At 56.9% G+C, this 24,679-nt stretch carries 18 protein-coding genes and 3 tRNA genes; 15 read left to right on the forward strand and 6 right to left on the reverse strand.

From position 1 onward, the window contains the following. Nucleotides 1-541: 541 nt before the first annotated feature. The 10 genes from lgt to recD all read left to right on the forward strand — a co-directional run bounded on the left by lgt (nucleotide 542) and on the right by recD (nucleotide 15,889). Nucleotides 542-1,417 (forward strand): prolipoprotein diacylglyceryl transferase, encoded by an 876-nt coding sequence (gene lgt, locus CWR52_RS16805; RefSeq protein ID WP_023309046.1) that lies wholly within the window; start codon nucleotides 542-544, stop codon nucleotides 1,415-1,417. Nucleotides 1,418-1,423: 6 nt separating this feature from the next. Then, nucleotides 1,424-2,218 carry a thymidylate synthase gene (thyA, locus tag CWR52_RS16810; RefSeq protein WP_104950188.1) on the forward strand — a complete coding sequence of 265 codons (795 nt, stop codon included), beginning with the start codon at nucleotides 1,424-1,426 and terminating at the stop codon, nucleotides 2,216-2,218. A 184-nt stretch (nucleotides 2,219-2,402) separates the two neighbouring features. Continuing rightward, nucleotides 2,403-2,867: a prepilin peptidase-dependent protein gene (locus CWR52_RS16815; RefSeq protein ID WP_104950941.1), complete on the forward strand. Its 465-nt coding sequence runs from the start codon at nucleotides 2,403-2,405 to the stop codon at nucleotides 2,865-2,867. Continuing rightward, nucleotides 2,858-3,418 carry a prepilin peptidase-dependent protein gene (locus CWR52_RS16820; RefSeq protein WP_104950189.1) on the forward strand — a complete coding sequence of 187 codons (561 nt, stop codon included), beginning with the start codon at nucleotides 2,858-2,860 and terminating at the stop codon, nucleotides 3,416-3,418. The genes CWR52_RS16815 and CWR52_RS16820 overlap by 10 nt, the downstream gene beginning before the upstream one ends. Further along, on the forward strand, nucleotides 3,415-3,816 hold the full coding sequence (locus CWR52_RS16825) for a DUF2509 family protein (RefSeq protein ID WP_104950190.1): 402 nt from the start codon (nucleotides 3,415-3,417) through the stop codon (nucleotides 3,814-3,816). Before CWR52_RS16820 ends, CWR52_RS16825 begins: the two co-directional genes overlap by 4 nt. Continuing rightward, nucleotides 3,801-4,124 carry a prepilin-type N-terminal cleavage/methylation domain-containing protein gene (locus CWR52_RS16830; protein ID WP_104950191.1) on the forward strand — a complete coding sequence of 108 codons (324 nt, stop codon included), beginning with the start codon at nucleotides 3,801-3,803 and terminating at the stop codon, nucleotides 4,122-4,124. The genes CWR52_RS16825 and CWR52_RS16830 overlap by 16 nt, the downstream gene beginning before the upstream one ends. A 12-nt stretch (nucleotides 4,125-4,136) precedes the next feature. Further along, nucleotides 4,137-7,511 (forward strand): exodeoxyribonuclease V subunit gamma, encoded by a 3,375-nt coding sequence (gene recC / locus CWR52_RS16835; RefSeq protein WP_104950192.1) that lies wholly within the window; start codon nucleotides 4,137-4,139, stop codon nucleotides 7,509-7,511. A 139-nt stretch (nucleotides 7,512-7,650) separates the two neighbouring features. Further along, complete coding sequence (gene ptrA, locus CWR52_RS16840) at nucleotides 7,651-10,533, forward strand: pitrilysin (RefSeq protein WP_104950193.1); 2,883 nt, start codon at nucleotides 7,651-7,653, stop codon at nucleotides 10,531-10,533. After that, nucleotides 10,530-14,072 carry an exodeoxyribonuclease V subunit beta gene (recB, locus tag CWR52_RS16845; RefSeq protein WP_104950194.1) on the forward strand — a complete coding sequence of 1,181 codons (3,543 nt, stop codon included), beginning with the start codon at nucleotides 10,530-10,532 and terminating at the stop codon, nucleotides 14,070-14,072. The genes ptrA and recB overlap by 4 nt, the downstream gene beginning before the upstream one ends. After that, on the forward strand, nucleotides 14,069-15,889 hold the full coding sequence (gene recD, locus CWR52_RS16850) for an exodeoxyribonuclease V subunit alpha (protein WP_104950195.1): 1,821 nt from the start codon (nucleotides 14,069-14,071) through the stop codon (nucleotides 15,887-15,889). Before recB ends, recD begins: the two co-directional genes overlap by 4 nt. Nucleotides 15,890-15,943: 54 nt before the next feature. Here the strand turns inward: recD and argA are convergent, their stop codons facing one another. Next, nucleotides 15,944-17,275, reverse strand: coding sequence for an amino-acid N-acetyltransferase (gene argA / locus CWR52_RS16855; protein WP_008499655.1), 1,332 nt, complete (start codon nucleotides 17,273-17,275; stop codon nucleotides 15,944-15,946). A 227-nt stretch (nucleotides 17,276-17,502) separates the two neighbouring features. Here argA and amiC point away from each other — a divergent pair, with 227 nt between their 5' ends. Beyond that, entirely contained in the window at nucleotides 17,503-18,756 is a 1,254-nt protein-coding gene (gene amiC / locus CWR52_RS16860) for an N-acetylmuramoyl-L-alanine amidase AmiC (RefSeq protein ID WP_021242006.1), read from the forward strand. Nucleotides 18,757-18,843: 87 nt separating this feature from the next. Here amiC and CWR52_RS16865 read toward each other — a convergent pair. The 3 genes from CWR52_RS16865 to CWR52_RS16875 all read right to left on the reverse strand — a co-directional run bounded on the left by CWR52_RS16865 (nucleotide 18,844) and on the right by CWR52_RS16875 (nucleotide 19,162). Beyond that, nucleotides 18,844-18,920: transfer RNA gene (locus CWR52_RS16865), tRNA-Met, on the reverse strand. Nucleotides 18,921-18,964: 44 nt separating this feature from the next. Beyond that, a tRNA-Met gene (locus tag CWR52_RS16870) sits at nucleotides 18,965-19,041 on the reverse strand. Nucleotides 19,042-19,085: 44 nt separating this feature from the next. Continuing rightward, nucleotides 19,086-19,162 (reverse strand) — tRNA-Met (locus CWR52_RS16875). Between the two features lie 208 nt (nucleotides 19,163-19,370). Here CWR52_RS16875 and mltA point away from each other — a divergent pair. Together mltA and tcdA are read left to right on the forward strand one after the other, a co-directional pair. Next, on the forward strand, nucleotides 19,371-20,468 hold the full coding sequence (gene mltA / locus CWR52_RS16880; protein ID WP_021241890.1) for a murein transglycosylase A: 1,098 nt from the start codon (nucleotides 19,371-19,373) through the stop codon (nucleotides 20,466-20,468). Nucleotides 20,469-20,543: 75 nt separating this feature from the next. Then, nucleotides 20,544-21,350, forward strand: a complete 807-nt coding sequence (tcdA, locus tag CWR52_RS16885; protein WP_006811804.1) for a tRNA cyclic N6-threonylcarbamoyladenosine(37) synthase TcdA — start codon at nucleotides 20,544-20,546, stop codon at nucleotides 21,348-21,350. Here the strand turns inward: tcdA and csdE are convergent. After that, entirely contained in the window at nucleotides 21,341-21,787 is a 447-nt protein-coding gene (gene csdE, locus CWR52_RS16890) for a cysteine desulfurase sulfur acceptor subunit CsdE (protein WP_104950196.1), read from the reverse strand. The genes tcdA and csdE overlap by 10 nt on opposite strands. Next, the gene (gene csdA / locus CWR52_RS16895) at nucleotides 21,787-22,992 is read right to left on the reverse strand and encodes a cysteine desulfurase CsdA (protein ID WP_104950197.1); all 1,206 of its coding nucleotides are present in this window, start codon (nucleotides 22,990-22,992) and stop codon (nucleotides 21,787-21,789) included. Before csdA ends, csdE begins: the two co-directional genes overlap by 1 nt. A 192-nt stretch (nucleotides 22,993-23,184) precedes the next feature. Between csdA and CWR52_RS16900 the strand changes: the two genes are divergently transcribed. Both CWR52_RS16900 and gcvA read left to right on the forward strand, forming a co-directional pair. Next, nucleotides 23,185-23,412, forward strand: a complete 228-nt coding sequence (locus CWR52_RS16900; RefSeq protein WP_008499648.1) for a YgdI/YgdR family lipoprotein — start codon at nucleotides 23,185-23,187, stop codon at nucleotides 23,410-23,412. A 349-nt stretch (nucleotides 23,413-23,761) separates the two neighbouring features. Then, nucleotides 23,762-24,679 (forward strand): glycine cleavage system transcriptional regulator GcvA, encoded by a 918-nt coding sequence (gene gcvA, locus CWR52_RS16905; RefSeq protein ID WP_008499647.1) that lies wholly within the window; start codon nucleotides 23,762-23,764, stop codon nucleotides 24,677-24,679.

Raw genomic sequence — 24,679 nt, forward strand, 5'->3', positions numbered from 1 at the left:
TGGGGTGAGGGGGAACATACGGCTGAAGTGGTCATTCCGTTCACTTTATGTTCCTTGCTACTCTGTAAGGACATGGCCGGTGAACGTGCCAGGGCGGCTCAATCGCCACCGCCCTGGCGACCCGGGCTCCCGGCGGTAAATCGCCGCTTCGCGGTGCCTTCGGCTTATTCCTTCCGGCTTGTCGGGGACGGGCGGAGGTAACATCCCTGTAAAGCCCGCCCTCTCGGCGCATCCATGCGCCTCGCCCCGGCCTACAGGAAACGCCTCAGCGATTTACAGCCGGACCAGGGCATCGCTGTAAGCCATTTATTTTCCTGAAGTCACATGCATCGCTTCAGGTATAAAATTACTGGGGATTCCTCACCCCTCTGGGAGAGGGCACCAGCACGCATCAAACCCTATACACATCTTTTACATCTCGGGCGCATCCTCTGCGCCTGCCTTGTGCTATGATTCGCAACTTTGGAGCCTCTGCTTACGGCAGAATCGCATTTCTACCGCTGTCCACTTTCAGCGGAATAACAACATCTTGTGGTGACAGATGAACAGTGGTTATCTGCATTTTCCGGAATTTGATCCGGTCATTTTTTCAGTAGGACCTGTTTCGCTTCACTGGTACGGTCTGATGTACCTGGTGGGCTTCATTTTTGCCATGTGGCTTGCTGGCCGTCGCGCCAGCCGTCCTGGCAGCGGCTGGACTAAAAACGAAGTTGAAAACCTGCTGTATGCGGGCTTCCTCGGCGTGTTCCTCGGTGGCCGTATTGGGTACGTGCTGTTCTATAACTTCCCGGTATTCCTGAACGATCCGCTCTATCTGTTCCGCGTCTGGGACGGCGGCATGTCCTTCCATGGCGGCCTGATTGGGGTGATCCTGGTGATGGTGATTTTTGCCAAACGCACCAAACGCAACTTCTTCCAGGTGTCCGATTTTATCGCGCCGCTGATCCCGTTTGGTCTCGGGGCGGGCCGTCTGGGCAACTTCATCAACGGTGAACTGTGGGGCCGCGTCGACCCGAGCGTGCCGTACACGATGCTCTTCCCGGGCTCCCGCGCAGAAGATATCGCGCTACTGCCGTCGCATCCTGAGTGGCAGTCCATTTTCGATACCTACGGCGTGCTGCCGCGTCATATGTCCCAGCTGTATGAGCTGGCGCTGGAAGGCGTGGTGCTGTTTATCATCCTCAACCTGTTTATTCGCAAGCCGCGCCCGATGGGAGCTGTTTCCGGCCTGTTCCTGATCGGCTACGGTGCATTCCGTATTATCGTCGAGTTCTTCCGTCAGCCAGACGCACAGTTTACCGGCGAGTGGGTACAGTACATCAGCATGGGGCAGATCCTCTCCATTCCGATGATTGTCGCGGGAGCCATTATGATGATTTGGGCGTATCGTCGTCGTCCACAGCAACAGATTTCCTGAGGAACCATGAAACAGTATCTTGAACTGATGAAAAAAGTGCTCGATGAGGGCACGCCGAAAAACGACCGCACCGGTACCGGTACGCTCTCCATTTTTGGCCACCAGATGCGCTTCAATCTGCAAGAAGGTTTCCCGCTGGTGACGACAAAGCGCTGCCACCTGCGCTCGATCATTCATGAGCTGCTCTGGTTCCTGCAAGGCGATACTAACGTTGCGTATCTGCACGAAAATAACGTCTCAATCTGGGACGAATGGGCAGATGAAAATGGCAATCTGGGCCCGGTTTACGGCAAGCAGTGGCGTGCATGGCCCACGCCTGATGGCCGCCATATTGATCAGATCACCACCGTGATGAACCAGCTGAAAAACGATCCGGATTCGCGCCGCATCATCGTTTCCGCCTGGAACGTCAGCGAGCTGGATAAAATGGCGCTGGCACCGTGCCACGCATTCTTCCAGTTCTATGTGGCGGATGGAAAGCTCTCCTGCCAGCTCTATCAGCGCTCCTGTGACGTGTTCCTCGGCCTGCCGTTTAACATTGCCAGCTATGCGCTGTTAGTTCATATGATGGCGCAGCAGTGCGACCTGGAAGTAGGTGATTTCGTCTGGACCGGTGGGGATACCCATCTCTACAGCAACCATATGGAACAGACGCATCTCCAGCTAACCCGCGAACCGCGTGCGCTGCCGAAGCTGATTATCAAACGCAAACCGGCATCCATCTTCGACTACCGCTTTGATGATTTCGAGATTGAGGGCTACGACCCCCATCCGGGCATTAAAGCGCCTGTCGCTATCTGATGCGGTAAAGCCTGACACAACCGGTGCTGTTTAGCGCCGGTTTTTTTTCGCCTTTCTCCCGTTTCCCGAAGCGCTATCCAGAAAGCCTGCAACGCGCTGCAACCCTCCCAATTCTGCGGATGACGCCTCGTAAAACGATAATCCGTCGCTCGTCATGTTCACGGCGCTTCGCCACACTCCCGGTATGAAAAAAGAGAACGGTTTTACGCTTATCGAAACGCTGGTCGCCGTTTCGCTTGTCGTCATCCTTAGCGCCTCGGGCCTGTACGGCTGGGACAGCTGGCAACGGCAGCAGCGGCTGTGGCAAACCGCCAGCCAGGTGCGAGATTACCTGCTGTTTCTGCGCAACCATGCCAACCGCCACAACCGCGACCATCAAATTACCCGTCAGCGGATGGGTGACCGGGACTGTCTGGCGAGCTCTGCCGTGCAAGGCTGTGAGAAGGACAGTCCCTTTGTGCTGATACCCCTCTGGCCTGAGGTCGCGATCGGCGAGGTCACGCCGTCGCTGGGGTTCTATGGATTACGGGATACGGCATGGGCTGGGCGGATACGCGTTCAAAGCCGTGCTGGAGAATGGCTGATTATGGTCTCAAATGGAGGACGCATCAGGATGTGTCAGGTCTCTGAGGAAGGTTCATGTCGATGAGTCAGCGCGGTTTCTCACTGACAGAAGTGCTGATTGCCACGGCGATAAGCAGCCTGTTGCTGATAAGCGCATCGCGCTTTTTACCCGGCTTGCAGCGGGCCGTATTACTGCAATCCGGCCAGCGAGAGCTGGAAGAAGAGGTCTGGCAACACCTGTTCGCCCTCGGCAAGCAGCTTCAGCGTGCGGGATACTGCGCGGGAAATTGCCAGGGACAGGCGCTGGCGATCGGCAGGCAGGGGAGTTGCATCATTGTGCGGTGGGATGCCAACAGTAACGGTCGCTGGGATAGCAGCGCATCAGAAAATGACAGCACCGGTTTTCGGCTGGAATCGGGGGCGCTGGAAACCCTGCGTGGCGCGACCTCGTGTGAAGGAAAAGGATGGGAAAAGCTCACGGACCCGGACAGGCTTGCGATCGCGCATTTTGTGGTGAGGAAAGTGGAACATGCCGGTTTTGCGCCAGAGGTGAATATCGAACTATCCGCAATGCGTAAAGGCGATAAAGGGGAGTCCTGGCAGGCGTTGTATACGGTCACGGGGTATAACCTGTGAGCCGTCAACGCGGGATGTCTTCGCTGGGGCTGGTTCTGCTTTTACTGGTGCTCGGTACCCTGATCCTGACGGGGCTAAACCAGCAGGTCACAACGTTCAGTGCGCTCGTTGGCGGTGAGAGCCGCTCGCTTCAGCAGCAGGCGACGGTACAGTCCGCGCTTGAGTGGGGACGGGTTCAGCGCTGGTCGTCAGCGCCACAAATCCAGTGCAAAAAGGCATCGACATGGCGAGTGTGTTTGCGTCAACTGAGTGAGGCGCGTGTGCTGCTGATTGCCGGAGACAGTGACCTGCTGCTCTGGCGTGCAGGAGAGATTGTCGACGGGAACCTTCGCTTTTCGCCTCACGGCTGGAGCGATTTTTGTCCTCTTAAGGAGAGCGCGTTATGTCAGCTGCCGTGAGCAGAGAAAAAGGGTTTAGCATGGTTGAGGTTCTGCTGGCGATGATGTTGCTGGTGGTGGTCGTGACCGCACTGTCGGGGTATCACCGGGCGCTGGCGGCGCGGTTCATCGCATTTAATCAGTATCGCCAGCTCTGGCACCATGCCTGGAACCAGTCTCAGCTCTCAACAAATGTTCTTCCTGCAGGCTGGCAGGCCCGTCGGGGGCAGACAACGCTCGCAGGATGTGTCAGCATCACGGTTACACTTATTTCTCCTCTGGGGCGGCGCGGTGAGTTAACGCGTCTGCATTGCCCGGTTAGCCAGTAGTCGGGAGCGTCTATGTTAAGGGTCTACCACTCAAATCGTCTGGATGTGCTGGAAGCACTGATGGAGTTTATCGTTGAGCGCGAGCGGCTTGACGATCCTTTTGAGCCTGAAATGGTGCTGGTGCAGAGCACCGGTATGGCACAGTGGCTGCAAATGTCGCTTTCCCGCAAGTTTGGCATTGCCGCGAATATTGATTTTCCGCTGCCTGCGAGCTTTATCTGGGAGATGTTTGTCCGCGTGTTGCCTGATATCCCGGAGCAGAGCGCCTTCAACAAGCAGGCCATGAGCTGGAAGCTGATGGCGCTGCTGCCGGAAATGCTGCAGCACGATGAATTTGCCATGCTGCGTCACTACCTCAATGACGATACCGACAAGCGTAAGCTGTTTCAGCTGGCGTCGCGCACCGCCGATCTCTACGACCAATACCTTGTTTACCGCTCTGACTGGTTAATTCGTTGGGAAGCGGGCGAGTTGGTTGAAGGCCTGCCGGAGGCGCAAATATGGCAGGCCCCGCTGTGGAAAGCGCTGGTAGAGCATACCGAGAAATTGGGCCAGCCTAAGTGGCACCGTGCCAATCTCTACGAGCGGTTTATCTCGATACTTGAAAATGCGTCGGAGCGTCCGGCCCGACTGCCGTCACGCGTATTTATCTGCGGAATATCCGCATTACCCCCTGTCTATCTGAAAGCGTTGAATGCGCTGGGTAAACATATTGATATCCATATTTTGTTTACCAACCCTTGCCGACAGTACTGGGGGGATATCCTCGACGAACGCTGGCTGGCGCGGCTGGTGACCCGCCAACGAAAACGCCTTTTTGAAGAACGATCCATCCCGCTGTTTAAAGACGGCTCGACTGCCGGGCAGCTTTTCGATGAAGAGGGTATTCAGAACCTGCCCAATCCGCTGCTTGCCTCATGGGGGAAGCTGGGACGTGACTACATTCACATGCTTTCAGACATCACTTCCTCAGGGGAAGGTGACGTGGATGCCTTTGTTGAGATCGCCCCGGACAGCCTGCTGCATAATATCCAGTTAGATATTCTGGAGCTGGAAAACCGTGCCGTCATGGGCGTGACGGCGAACGAGTTCGAACGCAGCGACAATAAGCGAAAACTGGATCCTGACGATCGCAGTATCACGATCCACGTTTGTCACAGCCCGCAGCGTGAGGTCGAAGTGCTTCACGACCAGCTGCTGGCGATGCTGCAGGAAGATCCCGACCTGACGCCACGCGATATCGTGGTGATGGTGGCGGATATCGACAGCTACAGTCCCTTTATTCAGGCCGTTTTTGGCAGCGCAACGGGTGAGCGATACCTGCCTTACGCGATATCTGACCGTCGTGCCCGCCAGTCGCATCCGGTATTGCAGGCGTTTATTACTCTGCTGTCACTGCCGGATAGCCGGTTTATTTCCGAAGATGTCCTGGCGTTGCTGGATGTTCCCGTGCTGGCCGCACGCTTCAACATCAATGAAGAGGGGCTGCGCTACCTTCGTCAGTGGGTTAACGAGTCTGGCGTACGCTGGGGGATCGATGACGATAACGTTCAGGAATTCGAGCTTCCCCCTACCGGGCAGCACACCTGGCGATTTGGCCTGACGCGTATGCTGTTGGGCTATGCCATGGAAAGCAGCCAGGGCGAGTGGAATGAGGTGCTGCCTTACGATGAGTCCAGCGGGTTAATTGCTGAACTGGTAGGGCATTTAGCATCGCTATTAATGCAGCTTAACCGCTGGCGATATGCGCTGTTGCAGCCGCGTCCACTTGAAGAATGGCTCCCTGTCTGCAGGGCGTTACTTAATGATTTCTTCCTGCCGGACAATGACACCGAAGCGGCGATGGCGCTCATTGAAACCCAGTGGCAGGCTATCATCGACGAAGGCGTGAATTCCCACTACCGCGAGGCCATCCCGCTGTCGCTGTTGCGGGATGAGCTGACGCAGCGGCTTGACCAGGAGCGAATCAGCCAGCGTTTCCTGGCGGGTCCTGTCAATATCTGCACCCTGATGCCCATGCGTTCTATCCCGTTCAGGGTGGTCTGCCTGCTTGGCATGAACGACGGTGTGTATCCGCGCGCGCTGCCGCCGCTGGGGTTCGACTTGATGAGCGCAAACCCAAAACGGGGCGATCGTAGCCGCCGTGATGATGACCGCTACCTCTTCCTGGAAGCGCTCATCTCCGCGCAGAGTAAGCTCTATATCAGCTATATCGGTCGTTCCATTCAGGACAACAGCGAGCGTTTCCCCTCCGTACTGGTGCAGGAGCTGGTGGACTATATCGGCCAGAGCCACTACCTGCCGGGAGATGAGGAGCGCAACTGTGATGAGAGCGAGCAGAGGGTGAAAGCCCATATCACCTGTTTCCACAGCCGCATGCCGTTTGACCCGGTGAACTATATTGCCAGCGAGCGCCAGAGCTACGCCCTTGAGTGGTTGCCGGCGGCGAAAAAGGAAGGGAATGCGCATACCGATTTCATTCAGGAACTTGACCCGCGCCCTATCGACACTCTGACCTTCGAGCAGCTTCAGCGGTTTTGGGCGCATCCGGTGCGCGCCTTTTTCCAGCAACGACTGCAGGTCAACTTCCGCTCTGAAGAGAGCGAAATTCCTGAGGCAGAGCCGTTTACGCTGGAAGGTCTGGAGCGCTATCAGTTAAATCTGCAGCTGCTGAACGCGCTGGTTGAAGAGGAGGATGCCGACAAACTTTACCGCCGCTACCGTGCTGCAGGTCAGCTGCCTTACGGAGCGTTTGGGGAGATCGTCTGGGAGGCGCAGTGTCAGGAGATGACCGCCCTGGCAGAGCGCGTACGAGCGTGCCGACAGCCAGGGAAAAGTATTGAAATCGATCTCAACTGCAACGGGGTACAGCTCACGGGCTGGTTAACCCAGGTTCAGCCGGATGGGCTGCTGCGCTGGCGGCCCTCAATGCTAAGCGTTTCGCAAGGATTGCAACTCTGGCTGGAACATCTTGTCTACAGTGCGGGTGGGCATAAAGGTGAAAGCCGCATTTTCGTGCGCAAAGAGGGAGAGTGGCGCTTTCCGCCGATGGAAGCCGAGCAGGCGTTAGGGTATCTCTCTTTGTACATTGAGGGCTACCGCCAGGGAATGAACAAACCGCTCCTGTTACTGCCGGAAAGTGGCGGCGTCTGGATAAAAGCCTGTTATGACGCACAGAATGATGCGATGTTAACGGATGAGGCTTCGCTGCAGAAAGCTCGCAGCAAATTTATGCAGGCCTACGAAGGAAACATGATGGTGCGGGGCGAAGGGGATGATGTCTGGTATCAGCGTTTGTGGCGAACGCTCGAGCCAGAATACCTGGAGGCTATCACGGAAGAGGCGCAGCGCTACCTGCTGCCGTTGTTTAAATTTAATCAGTCCTGAGCGCTGTATAAAAATTGCGCAGCCAAGGGTGTTCATTTATGATGCACTTCTTATCACGGACTGATGTACCCAAAGAAAGAGATGTTGGCGTGTCCAGCACGCAGTGTGTTAATGATGTAGCCGTGATAAAGAGGTCGTAATGCCAGGCAGCACCTTGTTTAAAGCGTTTGTTTTGTTTATTGCCCTTTGGGCGCCCGTCACTCACGCAGACTCCGGTTGGCAACCCGTTCAGGAAACTATCCGTAAGAGCGAAAAGGATACCCGTCAATATCAGGCTATTCGCCTTGATAACGGGATGACCGTGCTGCTGGTTTCCGACCCGCAGGCGGTGAAATCTCTGTCGGCATTAGTGGTGCCGGTTGGGTCGCTGGAAGATCCTGACGCTCATCCTGGTCTTGCACACTATCTGGAACATATGACGCTGATGGGGTCAAAAAAATACCCGCAGCCTGATAGCCTGTCCGAATTTCTGAAGATGCATGGCGGCAGCCACAATGCCAGCACGGCGCCGTACCGCACCGCCTTTTATCTCGAAGTCGAAAATGATGCGCTGGAAGGGGCGGTCGATCGCCTCGCTGATTCCATCGCCGCGCCGTTGCTGGATAAAAAATACGCCGAGCGTGAACGCAATGCGGTGAATGCCGAGCTGACCATGGCCCGCACGCGAGACGGTATGCGCATGGCGCAGGTCAGCGCCGAAACCATCAACCCTGCGCACCCGGGGTCGCGCTTCTCCGGCGGTAACCTGGAAACCTTGAGCGACAAACCGAACAGCCCGGTGCTGGATGCCCTGCACGCGTTTCGCGATAAATACTACTCCGCCAACCTGATGAAGGCGGTCATCTACAGCAATAAACCGTTGCCGGAACTGGCAGGCATGGCGGCCAAAACCTTTGGCCGGGTGCCGAATAAAAATATCGACCTGCCGCAAATAACCGTTCCGGTGGTCACGGATGCGCAAAAAGGCATCGTGATCCACTACGTTCCTGCCATGCCGCGCAAAGTCCTGCGCGTGGAATTCCGCATTGATAACAACACGGCACAGTTTCGCAGTAAAACCGATGAGCTGGTCACCTACCTGATTGGTAACCGTAGCCCGGGTACGCTGTCTGACTGGCTGCAAAAGCAGGGGCTGGCGGAAGGCATTCGCGCCGACTCCGATCCGGTTGTGAACGGCAATAGTGGCGTGCTGGCGATCTCCGCGACGCTGACCGACAAAGGACTGGCCAACCGCGATGAAGTCGTGGCGGCTATCTTTAGCTACCTCGCTTTGCTGCGCGAGAAAGGCGTCGATAAGCGCTATTTTGATGAACTCGCGCACGTGCTGGATCTCGATTTCCGTTACCCGTCCATCACCCGCGACATGGATTATGTGGAGTGGCTGGCGGATACCATGATCCGCGTGCCGGTGGAACATACTCTCGACGCGGTGAATATTGCCGACCGGTACGATGCCGGGGCGGTAAAAGCCCGCCTGGCGATGATGACGCCGGAGAATGCCCGCATCTGGTACATCAGTCCGAACGAACCGCATAACAAGACGGCGTACTTTGTCGATGCCCCTTATCAGGTGGATAAAATCAGCGCTCAGACCTTCGCCGACTGGCAGAAAAAGGCCGGGGAGATTGCGTTGAAGCTGCCGGAGCTGAACCCCTATATTCCGGACGACTTCTCGCTTATCAAAACGACGAAAGATTACCCGCACCCGGAACTCATCATTGATGAGCCAACGCTGCGCGTCGTGTATACCCCAAGCCGCTATTTCGCCAGTGAGCCTAAAGCCGATGTCAGCGTGGTGCTGCGTAACCCGAAAGCGATGAACAGCGCCAAAAATCAGGTGATGTTCGCGCTCAATGACTATCTCGCCGGTATCGCGCTCGATCAGCTCAGCAACCAGGCCGCCGTGGGCGGGATCAGCTTCTCCACCAACGCCAATAACGGTTTGATGCTTAATGCAAACGGCTATACCCAGCGCTTGCCTCAGCTGTTCCAGGCCCTGCTGGAGGGCTACTTCAGCTACACGCCGACGGAGGAGCAGCTTGAGCAGGCCAAATCGTGGTATGCGCAGATGATGGATTCCGCGGAGAAAGGTAAAGCTTACGATCTGGCGCTTATGCCGGCGCAAATGCTGTCGCAGGTGCCTTATTTCCAGCGAGAAGACCGCCGCGCGCTGCTGCCATCTATCTCCTTAAAAGACGTGCTGGCGTACCGTGACGCGCTGAAAACCAACACGCGTCCAGAGTTCCTGATCGTCGGCAACATGAGTGAGGAACAGGCCAAAACGCTGGCGGAGAACGTGCGTACTCAGCTCGGGTCAAAAGGCGACGAGTGGTGCCGCAACCAGGACGTGCTGGTTGAGAAAAAACAGAATGTGATTTTTGAAAAGGCGGGTAACAGCACGGATTCCGCGCTGGCCGCGGTCTTTGTGCCAACGGGCTACGATGAATTCGCCAGTTCAGCGCAGAGTGCCGTGCTGGGACAAATTATTCAGCCGTGGTTCTATAACCAGTTACGCACGGAGGAGCAGCTTGGCTACGCGGTGTTTGCCTTCTCCATGAATGTTGGTCGTCAGTGGGGGCTGGGTTTCCTGCTGCAAAGCAGCGATAAACAACCGGCGTATCTCTGGCAGCGTTACCAGGCCTTCTTCCCGCAGGTGGAAGCAAAACTGCGTGCCATGAAGCCGGAAGAGTTTGCCCAGATCCAGCAGGCCGTCATCGCGCAGGTGATGCAGCCGCCGCAGACGCTGGGTGAAGAAGCCTCGCAACTGAGCAAAGATTTCGATCGCGGTAATCTGAAATTTGATTCGCGTGATAAAGTAGTGGCCGAGATAAAACAGCTGACGCCGCAGAAGGTTGCCGACTTCTTCCATCAGGCGGTCATTAAGCCGCAGGGAATAACCATCCTGTCTCAGGTTTCCGGTAGCCAGAACGGGAAAACGGAGTACGTAAACCCGAAAGGCTGGAAAGTCTGGAAGAGCGTCAGCGCGCTGCAGCAATCTATGCCCTGGAGTAAGAAAGAATGACCGATACCGCTGAGTCCCTTGATCCCTTACGTTTACCTCTGCAGGGTGAACGATTGATTGAAGCCTCAGCGGGAACGGGAAAAACCTTCACCATTGCTGCCCTCTATCTGCGCCTGCTGTTAGGGCTTGGCGGCAACGTTGCTTTTCCACGCCCTTTGAGCGTGGAAGAGCTGCTGGTGGTTACCTTCACCGAGGCCGCTACCGCAGAGCTGCGGGGCCGTATTCGTACCAATATCCACGAGCTGCGCATCGCCTGTCTGCGTCAGAGCACGGATAACCCCCTCTACGCCAGCCTTCTGGAAGAGATTGCCGATAAGCAGCAGGCCGCCCAGTGGCTGTTGCTCGCTGAACGGCAGATGGATGAAGCGTCCGTCTTTACCATTCACGGTTTTTGCCAGCGCATGCTGAGCCTGAATGCGTTCGAGTCCGGTATGCTGTTCGAACAGCAGCTCATTGAAGATGAATCCGTGCTTCGCTATCAGGCCTGCGCGGATTTCTGGCGTCGCCACTGCTACCCCTTACAGCGTGAAATCGCCGAAGCGGTTCATGCGCTCTGGAAAGGCCCGGAAGCGCTGCTGCGCGCGATCGATCGTTATCTGCAGGGGGAAGCGCCGGTCATTAAATCTCCGCCGCCAGCAGATGAAACCCTGGCCTCGCGGCATGAAAAAATCATCGCGAAAATTGCGGACATCAAGCAAAAATGGATGGAGTCAGTCGGCGAGATTGACGCCATTATCGAAAATTCCGGGATTGACCGTCGCAAGTTCAACCGTGGCAATCAGGCAAAATGGATCGACAAGGTCAGCGCCTGGGCGCAGGAAGAGACGCGGGGCTATCAGCTCCCGGATGCGCTGGAGAAATTCTCCCAACGTTTTCTGGCTGAGCGGACCAAAGCCGACGGCATTGTGCCTGAGCATCCCCTGTTTGTGGCGATTGAAACCCTGATGGCGGAGCCCCTTACGCTCAACGATCTGATGATCACCCGCGCCATGACCGAAATTCGTGAAGCCGTGGCGCGCGAAAAGCGCCGCCGTGGCGAGCTGGGCTTCGACGATATGCTGAGCCGCCTGGATGCGGCGCTGTGCAGTGAAAATGGCGAAGCACTTGCCGCCGCGATTCGCACCCGCTTCCCGGTGGCGATGATAGACGAATTCCAGGACACCGACCCTCAGCAGTACCGAATTTTTCGCCGTATCTGGCGCCAGCAGCCCGACACCGCGCTGCTGTTAATCGGCGATCCGAAACAGGCCATCTACGCCTTCCGCGGTGCGGATATTTTCACCTATATGAAAGCCCGCAGCGAGGTTGACGCGCATTACACGCTCGATACTAACTGGCGCTCCTCTCCTGGCATGGTGGAAAGCGTCAATGCGCTGTTTAGCCGTATGGATACGGCGTTTATGTTCCGGGAGATCCCGTTTCAGCCGGTAAAATTTGCCCCGAAAAATGCCTCGCTGCGCTTCGAGTTTAACGGCGTGACGCAGCCTGCCATGAACTTCTGGCTGCTGGATGGGGAAGGCTATGGCGTTGCCGACTATCAAAATGCCATGGCCCAGCACTGTGCCGCGCAAATCCGTGACTGGCTCAGTGCCGGGGCGCGGGGCGAGGCGCTGCTGTGGAAGGGGGATAACCCCACCCCGGTAAAGGCATCGGATATTACGGTGCTGGTGCGCAGCCGTCAGGAGGCCGCATTCATCCGCGACGCCCTGACGTTACTGAATATCCCCTCTGTCTACCTCTCGAACCGTGACAGCGTCTTTGAAACGCTGGAGGCGCAGGAGATGTTATGGCTGCTCCAGGCCGTGCTGGCCCCGGAGCGGGAAAGTACATTGCGCAGCGCATTAGCCAGCGCGATGCTCGGACTGAACGCGCGCGATATTGATACCCTCAACAATGACGAAGCCGCGTGGGATGCCGTGGTAGAGGAGTTTGTGCGCTATCGCGAAAAATGGCAGAAGCGCGGCGTGATGGCGATGGTGCGCGAGCTCATGGCTCAGCGGCACATTGCCGAGAATATGCTGGCTACCGCAGGCGGGGAGCGGCGTTTGACCGATATTTTGCACATCAGCGAACTCTTGCAGGAAGCGGGTACGCAGCTGGAGAGCGAGCACGCCCTGGTGCGCTGGCTGGCACAGCAGATTGCCGATCCGAACAGCAATTCCGCCAGCCAGCAGATGCGCCTCGAGAGTGATAAACATCTGGTGCAGATCGTCACCATTCACAAGTCGAAAGGCCTGGAATATCCGCTGGTCTGGCTGCCGTTTATCGCCAATTACCGCGTGCAGGATCAGGCTTTTTACCACGATCGCGAGTCTTTTGAGGCGGTGCTCGATCTCAGCAACGCGGAGTCCAGCGTTGAGCTGGCAGAGGCCGAACGTCTGGCGGAAGATTTACGCCTGCTCTACGTGGCGCTAACCCGCTCGGTCTGGCACTGCAGCCTGGGCGTTGCGCCGCTGTTCCGGCGTCGGGGCGAAAAGAGCGGGGAGAGCGATTTTCATCTGAGCGCGCTGGGGCGGCTTATTCTGCAGGGTGAACCCAAAGACGCGGCGGGCCTACGCCAGTGCATCGAATCCCTTTGCTCTGAGCATGTTGCCCTGCATATTCCTTCGCTGCCCGACAACAGCCGCTGGCACATGCCAGAGCCGCACGAGTCAGATCTCCATGCCCGTCGGGTGGTACGCACGATTGCCGACGACTGGCGCGTTACCAGCTACACCGGCCTACAGCAGCACGGGCAGAGTATTGCGCAGGATCTGATGCCAAAACTGGACGTGGATGCCGCAGGCGCCGGTAGCGTACCCGTTGAGCCGGTGCTGACGCCGCACCAGTTCCCGCGCGGCGCCTCGCCGGGCACGTTTTTGCACAGCCTGTTTGAAGAGCTGGATTTTACCCAGCCGGTTTCCGAAGAGTGGGTGCTAAAGATGTTACAGAGCGGTGGTTACGACGCGCATTGGCAGCCGGTTCTCACCGACTGGATCCGCGCCGCTCTGCACGCTCCGCTCACCGCGCAGGGGATCTCGCTTAGCCAGTTGACCGCCAAAGATAAGCAGGTGGAGATGGAGTTTTACCTCCCCATCGCCAGCCCGCTCAGGGCCGAGGCGCTTGATGCGGTGATCCGCGAGTACGATCCGTTATCCGCCGGATGCCCGCCGCTGAACTTCCGCCAGGTGCAGGGGATGCTAAAAGGCTTTATCGACCTCGTTTTCCGCCACGAAGGGCGCTACTACCTGCTGGATTACAAATCGAACTGGCTGGGCGAAGACAGCACAGCCTATACCCAACAGGCGATGGCGTCGGCTATGCAACTGCATCGCTACGATCTGCAGTACCAGCTTTATACCCTGGCGCTGCACCGTTACCTGCGCCATCGTATTGCCGATTACTGTTACGACGCGCATTTTGGCGGCGTGATTTACCTGTTCCTGCGCGGCGTGGATGCCAACGACCCGCGTTCCGGCGTCTTTAGCACGCGTCCGGCTGTGGAACTGATTGAAAAAATGGATAACCTGTTTGCTGCAGGCACGAAGGAGGTGGCATGACGATGCAGGCGCTACTGCTGGACGCGGTTGAACAACGATTACTGCGCCACCTGGATGTGCAGTTTGCCATGATGGTGGCAGGCGAGGAGCCTGCCGTGATGCTTGCCGCCGCCATTCTGAGCAAAGACGCGGGGGAGGGGCACGTATGTCTGCCGCTGTCGCGTCTGGCGGTGGATGAGAAAATGCCTCCGGCTTTACAGGCGTGTTTCGCGCTGCTGGGTGACGCCGTGGACTGGCAGGCGATACTACGCCGTTCGCCTGCCGTGAGCGGAGCCGATACCGGGACGCCAATGATTCTGGTCGGCGAGCGTTTGTATCTTAACCGGCTGTGGCGTAACGAACTGACGGTGGCGCGCTTCTTCAGCGAGACCAACGCCCCGCTTCCCTGCGATGAAACGCAGCTCCGGCAAACGCTGGATACGCTGTTTTCCTCTGACGAGGCGACAGACTGGCAGAAAGTGGCGGCAGCCGTGGCCTTAACGCGCCGGATCTCGGTGATTTCAGGCGGACCGGGCACCGGGAAAACGACCACCGTGGCAAAACTGCTTGCCGCGCTAATTCAGCTGTCGGGTGAGCAAAAGTGCCGTATTCGCCTGGCGGCCCCCACCGGTAAAGCGGCGGCGCGTCTGACGGAATCGTTAGGCGGTGCGCTGCAAAAGCTGCCGCTAACCGGGGAGCAGCTTGCGCTTTTCCCCAATGAGGCCAGCACGCTGCACCGTTTGCTTGGCGCTCAGCCAGGTAGCCAGCGTCTGCGCTATCATGCCGGTAATCCTCTGCATCTTGACGTGCTGGTGGTGGATGAAGCGTCGATGATTGACCTGACGATGATGTCGCGTTTGATTGATGCGCTACCGCCGCACGCGCGCGTCATTTTTCTCGGCGATCGCGACCAGCTTGCCTCCGTGGAGGCAGGGGCGGTACTGGGTGATATCTGCACCTATGCCAGCCTGGGGTATACCGCTGAACGCGCCCAGGAGCTCGCCCGTCTCACCGGATGTACGCTCACCTCTGAAAGCCACTCGCTTGCGGGCGCGCTGCGCGACAGCCTGTGTCTGCTGCAGAAAAGCTACCGCTTCGGCAGCGATTCCGGCATCGGCCAGCTTGCGGCGGCCGTGAACCGGGGCGACCGGCGCACAACCACTGCGGTGTTTGACGGCACCTTTACGGATATTGAGAAAAAATCGCTGCAGACCGGGGAAGAGTATCAGGCGATGCTGGATGATGCCCTGCAGGGGTATCAGCACTTTCTGACGGGCGTACAACAGCAGCGTTCGCCGGAGCAGGTCATTGCCGCGTTTGGTGAATATCAGCTGCTCTGTGCGCTGAGGGAAGGTCCCTTTGGCGTCCGGGGCCTGAACGACAGGCTGGAACAGCTGCTGGTGCAAAAGCGTAAAATTAACCGTACCCCGCACTCGCGCTGGTATGAAGGGCGGCCGGTGATGATTTCCCGCAACGACAGCGCGCTGGGGCTCTTTAATGGGGACATCGGGATTGCGCTCGACTGCGGCCAGGGCCTGCGTGTCTGGTTCCAGATGCCGGACGGGAGCGTGAAGTCTTTCCAGCCCAGCCGTTTGCCCGAGCATGAAACCGCCTGGGCGATGACGGTGCATAAATCCCAGGGCTCCGAGTTTAACCACGCGGCGCTGATCCTGCCCACGCAGCTTTCCCCCGTCATTACCCGCGAGCTGATCTATACCGCCATTACGCGCGCGCGTCAGCGCCTGTCACTGTATACGGATGAACGCGTGCTGGTGCAGGCGATATCCACCCGCACGGAACGCCGAAGCGGGCTGGGCGCGATATTTGAGTCCCTTTGAATCAGGAACGGAATGTAGGCCGGGTAAGCGCAGCGCCACCCGGCAAGCCCTGTATCACCCCAGGTCTGCCATCAGCACCTTTGAACGGCGCTGATAGTTGTACATCTCTTTCTTCGTTTCCGGCAGAGAATCAATATCCACAGGTGTGAACCCGCGCTCCTGGAACCAGTGAATGCTGCGCGTCGTCAGGACGAACAGCTTGCTCAGCCCCATCTGGCGCGCCTGTGCCGCCACGCGCTCAAGCAGCATTTCACCGCGTGAAGAGCTGCGGTAATCAGGATGCACCGCCACGCAGGCCATTTCACCGATCTTCTCTTCCGGGAACGGATAAAGCGCGGCGCAGGCGATGGTCAGGTTATCGCGCTGAATAATGGTGAATTTGTCGATCTCCATCTCCAGTTGCTCGCGTGAACGACGCACCAGAATACCCTGCTGTTCCAGCGGGCGGATCAGTTCCAGAATACCGCCGATATCGTTGATGGTGGCGCGGCGAATCTGCTCCGCACTCTCCATGACAATCTGGGTGCCAATACCGTCGCGGGAGAACAGCTCCTGCAGCAGAGCTCCGTCTTCCTGATAGCTGATCAGGTGGCTACGGCGCACGCCGCTGCGGCAGGCCTTCACGGCGCCACGCAGGAAGCGGACCGTGCCGGAGTGGTAATCGCCTTCGGCTTCCAGCGCTTCCACGCGGGCCTGGGCTTCATTCGGGAAGAGTTCCGGCACGATTGTTCCTTCATCATTCACGACGCCCTGGGAGGAGCAGAACCCAATCATTTTTTCCGCCTTCAGCTTGATCGCCAGCTGCGTGGCGATCTCTTCTGAGGTGAGGTTAAAGCTTTCGCCGGTCACCGAAACGGCGACCGGGCCCATCAGGACGATGGCTCCGCTGTCCAGCTGGCGGTGTATGGCTTCTTCATCAATACGACGAATGCGGCCGCTGTGGCAGTAATCCACGCCATCGTCCACGCCGAGCGGCTGGGCAATGATGAAGTTGCCGCTCACGACATTGATATGCGCGCCCTGCAGCGGCGTGTTGTTCAGGCTCATGGACAGGCGAGCGGTAATATCCAGCTGCAGCAGACCCGCCGCCTGCTTCACCAGTTCAAGGGTTTTGGCATCCGTGACGCGGGTATGTTTGTGGTAAATCGGCTCGTGGTGGTGAGCGGCCAGGTTGGCGTCGATCTGCGGGCGCGCGCCATAGACCACCACCAGGCGGATCCCCAGGCTGTGCAGCAGGCCAATGTCATTGACGATGCTGGAAAAATTTTCATGCTCAATGGCTTCGCCACCAAGCATGATGACAAACGTTTTTCCCCGATGGGCGTTGATATAGGGAACAGAATGGCGGAATCCCTGGACCAGTTCGGTTCTACGTTCCTTCACCATGGCACAACCCTTAATGAATGTTTATTCGTAATTTCTGTATTTTTATTCGATTGTGGCCGCGTGTGCAAGCGCAAATTTTCCGCGACCCACAGAAAATGATAAGTAATCCGTGCGTTAGCGTATGATTGTTTACCCTTTTATAGATGACAGTTTATGCGTCATTCGTTAAAGTTTTCGGTCAATCTGGACATTTTGTATATCAGTCAGTGTTCTTGCTCGGGAGAAGCATGTCGGGATCCAATTCAGCAATAAGCCGCCGCCGTTTGTTAAAAGGGGCCGGGGCAATGTGGTTGCTTAGCGTCAGTCAGGTCGGTCTTGCCGCCACCAGTCAGGTCGTGGCGGTGCGCGTCTGGCCATCGTCGACCTATACGCGCGTGACGGTCGAATCCAATCGCGTGCTGAAATATAAGCAATTTGCCCTCAGCAACCCGGAACGTGTGGTGGTGGATCTCGAAGGCGTTAACCTCAACTCCGTGCTGAAAGGGATGGCGGCGCAGATCCGCGGCGACGATCCGTTTATTAAATCGGCGCGCGTCGGGCAGTTCGATCCGCAAACCGTGCGCATGGTGTTTGAACTGAAGCAGAACGTGAAGCCGCAGCTGTTTGCCCTGGCGCCTGTCGCGACGTTCAAAGAGCGCCTGGTCATGGATCTCTACCCGGCCAATGCGACGGATATTCAGGATCCGCTTCTTGCCCTGCTGGAAGATTACAACAAGGGCGATCTGCAGCGTCAGGTTCCGCCGGCGCAAAGCGGTCCGCAGCCGGGGAAAGCAGGGCGCGATCGTCCGATTGTGATCATGCTCGATCCAGGCCACGGCGGCGAAGACTCCGGCGCGGTGGGGAAATACCGCACGCGTGAAAAAGACGTGGTTCTGCAAATTGCCCGTCGTCTGAAGGCGCTGATTGATAAAGAAGGCAATATGCGCGCCTATATGACGCGCAATGAAGACGTCTTTATTCCGCTGAAGGTCCGGGTGGCGAAAGCGCAGAAGCAGCGCGCAGATTTGTTCGTCTCGATCCATGCGGATGCGTTTACCAGCCGTCAGCCAAGCGGCTCGTCGGTGTTTGCGCTCTCAACCAAAGGCGCGACCAGTACCGCTGCACGATACCTGGCGGACACCCAGAACGCCTCGGATCTGATCGGTGGCGTGAGCAAAAGCGGCGATCGCTACGTCGACCACACCATGTTCGATATGGTGCAGTCGCTGACCATTAACGACAGCCTGAAGTTTGGTAAAGCGGTGCTGGGCAAGCTGGGCAACATCAATAAGCTGCATAAGAACAGCGTTGAACAGGCCGGATTTGCGGTACTCAAGGCGCCGGACATCCCGTCCATCCTCGTTGAAACCGCGTTTATCAGTAACGTGGAAGAGGAGCGTAAGCTCAAGACGGCAAAATTCCAGCAGGAGGTGGCGGAGTCGATTCTGGCAGGGATTCGTGCGTATTTCTCTGACGGGGCGACGCTGGCGCGGCGCGGGTAGATCTTTTGGCCGGGTTTACGCCCGGCAAATTCACAAACGACAGATACAAAAAAACACCCTTAAGGGTGTTTATTGTTTTAGAAGTGTTGGTTGCGGGGGCCGGATTTGAACCGACGACCTTCGGGTTATGAGCCCGACGAGCTACCAGGCTGCTCCACCCCGCGTCCGTCTTTCTACTCTTGTAGAAGCTTACTTCTTCAAATTTGATTGGTTGCGGGGGCCGGATTTGAACCGACGACCTTCGGGTTATGAGCCCGACGAGCTACCAGGCTGCTCCACCCCGCGTCCGTCTTTCTACTGTCGTAGAAGATACTTCATCAAATTTTAATTGGTTGCGGGGGCCGGATTTGAACCGACGACCTTCGGGTTATGAGCCCGACGAGCTACCAGGCTGCTCCACCCCGCGTCCGTGGATGCGCACTATACTCGGATAGGTTTGTGATGCAACCCCTTTTTCACATTTATCATGATTTTGTATGCAAATTGAACGACATGGCGCTGTTTGGACTATTTTTTGCGCAAAATTTGCCAAAGGGCATGCGATCGCATTTCATTAGCCCTGGCGGTTTGTTATCTTCATCACGCGGAAATGGGCAACTTAAAGACGAGACAGAATGAAAGGACGTTGGGCAAAGTATCTGATGGCGGGCGCAATGGTAGCGATTCTTGCGGCCTGTTCTTCCAAACCGACCGATCGCGGTCAACAGTATAAAGACGGGAAGTTATCCCAGCCTTTCTCTTTAGTTAATCAGCCTGATGCTGTCGGCGCACCGATTAATGCCGGTGATTTCTCCGAGCAGGTGTACCAGATCCGCAACGCATCACCGCGTTTATATAGCGCACAGAATAACGTTTATAGCGCGGTACAGGACTGGCTGCGGGCGGGCGGCGATACGCGCAACATGCGCCAGTTTGGTATCGACGCCTGGCAGATGGAAGGGGCCGATAATTACGGCAACGTTCAGTTTACCGGCTACTACACCCCGGTTATCCAGGCGCGACACACGCGTCAGGGCGAATTCCAGTACCCTATCTACCGTATGCCGCCAAAACGCGGTCGTCTGCCTTCGCGCGCCGAAATCTATGCTGGTGCGCTGAGTGAAAATTACGTTCTGGCCTACAGCAACTCCCTGATGGATAACTTCATCATGGACGTTCAGGGCAGCGGCTACATTGATTTTGGCGACGGTTCACCGCTTAACTTCTTCAGCTATTCCGGTAAAAACGGCCACGCCTATCGCAGTATTGGCAAGGTGCTGATCGACCGCGGCGAAGTGAAGAAAGAAGACATGTCGATGCAGGCGATCCGCGAGTGGGGCGAAAAGCACAGCGAGGCCGAGGTGCGTGAGCTGCTGGAGCAGAACCCGTCGTTTGTCTTCTTTAAACCGCAAAACTTCGCGCCGGTGAAAGGGGCGAGCGCGGTACCGCTGATTGGCCGTGCGTCGGTAGCATCGGATCGTTCGATTATTCCTGCGGGCACCACGCTGCTGGCAGAGGTCCCGCTGCTGGACAACAACGGCAAGTTCAACGGCCAGTATGAGCTGCGTCTGATGGTGGCGCTGGACGTCGGCGGCGCGATTAAAGGTCAGCACTTCGATATCTATCAGGGCATTGGCCCGGATGCAGGCCACCGTGCAGGCTGGTATAACCACTACGGACGCGTGTGGGTACTGAAGGCCGCACCGGGTGCCGGAAACGTATTCAGCGGCTGATTGTGGTATTCTGAGCGCAATACGGATTACTGTTCAGGGTGAGGAGAACCTCACCCTTTTTACATCTGAGGTGTTATGTCTGTGGTAATCAGCGATGCCTGGCGCCAGCGTTTTGGCGGCACGGCACGTCTCTATGGTGAAAAAGCCCTGCAGCTGTTTGCGGATGCGCATGTCTGCGTCGTGGGCATTGGTGGTGTGGGGTCGTGGGCCGCAGAAGCGCTGGCGAGAACCGGTATTGGCGCTATCACGCTGATTGATATGGATGACGTGTGCGTCACCAACACCAACCGTCAAATCCACGCCCTGCGAGATAACGTCGGCCTGGCAAAATCGGAGGTCATGGCGGAGCGTATCCGTTTGATCAACCCGGAGTGCCGCGTGACGGTGATCGACGACTTTGTGACGGCAGATAACGTCGCGGAGTACATGAGCAAAGGCTACAGCTATGTGATTGACGCCATCGATAGCGTGCGTCCAAAAGCCGCGCTGATCGCCTACTGTCGTCGTTACAAGGTCCCACTGGTGACCACCGGCGGCGCGGGCGGACAAATCGATCCGACGCAGATCCAGGTGGCCGATCTGGCGAAAACCATTCAGGATCCTCTTGCCGCCAAGCTGCGTGAACGCCTGAAAAGCGACTTTAACGTCGTGAAGAACAGCAAGGGCAAGCTGGGCGTTGACTGCGTGTTCTCGACCGAAGCGCTGGTCTACCCGCAGGCGGATGGCTCCGTGTGTGCGATGAAAAGCACGGCGGAAGGGCCAAAAAGAATGGATTGTGCCTCAGGCTTTGGCGCGGCCACCATGGTGACCGCTTCCTTCGGCTTTGTGGCGGTGTCTCACGCCCTGAAGAAGATGATGGCGAAGGCGGAACGTCAGGCCTGAGCCTGACGGGCGGCGTCCAGTACCGCGTCGCTGAGCGCGATCAACCCCTGACCGCGCGAGGCGCTGAGCTGCGCGCGCAGCCCCAGCTCATCAAATAACGCCAGTGGCGAATGTGCCAGCAGTTCCGCCGCGCTTTTCCCTTCCACAGCCGTCAACAATACGGCCAGCAGGCCCCGGACGATGCGGCCTTCGCTGTCGCCGAAAAAGTGCAGCTTCTCGCCGGACACGCTTACGCCCAGCCAGACGCGGTTTTCACAGCCAGCGATCTCTTTCGCCTGCGCCTTGAGATCGTCAGAGAGGGTTGGTAATTGCTTACCGAGAAGAATCAGCTGGCGATATTTATCTTCCCACTGTGAAAGCGGGACAAAGGTCTGTTTTAACGTCTCTTCAGTGATGACGGTGCCAAACGGATGTCCGGCTAAAGCAGCGTGAGTCATTAATCCACCAGTATTTCAAGCGCGCGGTCAACGGCAGCGACCAGCGCGTCAACATCGCTTTGTGTGTTATAGGGCGCGAACGAGGCACGCAGCGTACCGCTCACGCCGAGCGCCGCCAGCAGCGGCTGCGCGCAGTGCTGCCCGGCGCGCAGGGCGATACCATACCCGGCCAGCAGCGTCACCATGTCGCTGTGATGCACGCCCGTAAAATCAAAGGCGAGCAGACTTGAGTCCTGAACCCGGAACGAGCGGAAACCCGGGCGCTTTTTCAGTTCTTCCTCTGCCAGCGTCGCCAGTCCCCGGCTCCAGCTTTCAGCCTGAACAACGTCTGTTTCTGCCAGCCACTCCAGCGCCGCGCTTAGGCCAATCACACCCGCCACGTTCGGCGTACCGGCTTCCAGGCGGTAAGGCACATCCTGCGTTTTGAAACCGTCAAAAGTCACTTCGGTGATCATCTTGCCGCCCCCGAGCCACGGCGTCATTTTTGCCAGCAGTTCCGGCTTGCCGTACAACGCCCCTATACCGGTTGGTCCGTAGAGCTTATGCCCTGAGAAAGCATAGAAGTCGATATCCAGCGCCTGTACGTCGGCGGGGAAGTGCACCACGCCCTGCGCGCCGTCGACCATCACCACCATCCCGCTGGCATGGGCTATCCGAATAGCCTGAGCCAGGTCCGGGCAACCACCGGTAACGTTGGACATCTGTCCGAGCGCCAGAATGCGGCTGCGGGGGGTAATCAACTCGGGGAGACGGGCCACATCGGGCAGATGGTCTGCGCCAAGCGGAAGCTTCACTACGCGTGCACCCGTTTGTTCGGCCACCATCAGCCACGGCACCAGGTTGGCGTGATGTTCCGCCTCGCTGACGACGATCTCATCGCCCGGCTGAAGCAGCGGGCGCGCGTAGCACTGGGCCACCATATTGATGGCCTCGGTGGCGCCGCGCGTCCAGATGATGTTCTTCCCGCTTTCGGCATTGATCAGGTGCGCAACACGATCGCGCGCTGCTTCATAGCGCGCGGTTAATCGCTGCGCTTCGGCAAACTGGCTGCGATGCACGTTCCCGGCGCTCAGGCTGTAGAACTGCTGCGTGGCGTCAATGACCGCCTGTGGCTTGAGGGCGGTGGCGGCACTGTCCAGATAAATACCGGCATCGGCCAGCGCCGGAAACTGTGCGCGGAACTGCGCAGGACTGAAAGCGTTCATGGGATTCCTCATTTCAATATCACGATCGTCGCGCAATTTCAGCGGCAGGGCAAGGAGGTTGATATCTATCAGAATTGTCTGCTTATCCTTACGGCCTCAAAAAAGCAGGTTATGCTAAATAGTGTTAGGCGGATGTTTTAGCCTGTTATAAATCGAGGTTTGAATAGCATTAATTGCTAAAGGAGAATAATCATGAATAAGACAGCTGCAATCATTTCTGCCTGTGCGTTTACTTTTGCCCTGAGCGCCTGTTCTGGTAATAACTACGTGATGCACACCAACGATGGTCGTTCTATCGTTTCGGAAGGGAAACCGACTACCGATAATGATACCGGGATGATTTCGTACAAAGATGCTAACGGGAACAAGCAGCAGATCAACCGCACGGACGTGAAAGAGATGAAAGAGATCGAGCATTAACCGATCGCAGGCGAAAAAAAAGCACCGCAAATTGGCGGTGCTACATTAATCACTATGGACAGACAGGGTAAATGTACAGGAAGTGAAAAATTGGTAGCGTTGCTACCGTGGTCTGAATCGCAGACCAATTGCAAACACAACAACACAACATCACAACCGTAAGCCAAAAGCCCTTCAGAACACGCATTCCGAAAAAAGCTCTTCGTTCCGGCTCAGGAAGTGCCGCCACTATAGGTATTTGCTGGTAGTTCCTCAACGGACAAATTATAATGGCTCAGATAAAAAAAACTAATAGGTTAAACGTTGTTTCCTATTTGTTAAATTCCTTTAACATCTAAGCCAGATAACCATGTCAAAGCGATTGCCCCCCCTCAACGCATTACGTGTATTTGATGCAGCAGCACGTCACCTGAGCTTCACCCGCGCAGCCGATGAGCTTTTTGTGACACAGGCCGCAGTAAGTCACCAAATCAAGTCTCTGGAGGATTTTCTGGGCCTTAAGCTGTTTCGTCGACGCAACCGCTCGTTGCTGTTGACCGAAGAGGGGCAGAGCTATTTTCAGGATATTAAAGAGATTTTTTCGCAGCTCACTGAAGCCACGCGTAAACTACAGGCCCGCAGTGCAAAAGGTGCCCTGACTGTCAGTTTATTGCCCAGTTTTGCCATTCAGTGGCTGGTGCCAAGACTCTCAAGCTTTAACTCAGCTTATCCGGGGATAGACGTTCGAATCCAGGCCGTGGATCGTCAGGAAGACAAGCTGGCCGATGACGTGGACGTCGCGATTTTTTATGGGCGCGGTAACTGGCCGGGCTTGCGTGTTGAGAAATTATACGCAGAATATCTCCTGCCGGTCTGTTCTCCCCTGCTGTTAACGGGCGACAAGGCGCTGAAGTCCCCCGCTGACCTGGCGCAGCATACGCTTTTACATGATGCCTCTCGACGCGACTGGCAAACTTATACCCGTCAATTAGGTCTTACTCATATAAACGTGCAGCAGGGACCCATCTTTAGCCACAGCGCGATGGTGTTACAGGCTGCCATTCACGGGCAGGGCGTGGCATTGGCGAACAACGTCATGGCGCAGTCCGAAATTGAGGCAGGTCGCCTGGTCTGCCCTTTTAATGATGTACTGGTCAGCAAGAATGCGTTTTATCTGGTTTGTCATGACAGTCAGGCAGAACTGGGTAAAATAGCCGCCTTCCGGCAGTGGATACTGGCGAAAGCGGCAAGCGAGCAAGAAAAATTCCGCTTCAGGTATGAACAATAA

The sequence above is a fragment of the Enterobacter sp. SGAir0187 genome (genome assembly GCF_002952735.2).
GTDB classification, from domain to species: Bacteria; Pseudomonadota; Gammaproteobacteria; order Enterobacterales; family Enterobacteriaceae; genus Enterobacter; species Enterobacter quasiroggenkampii.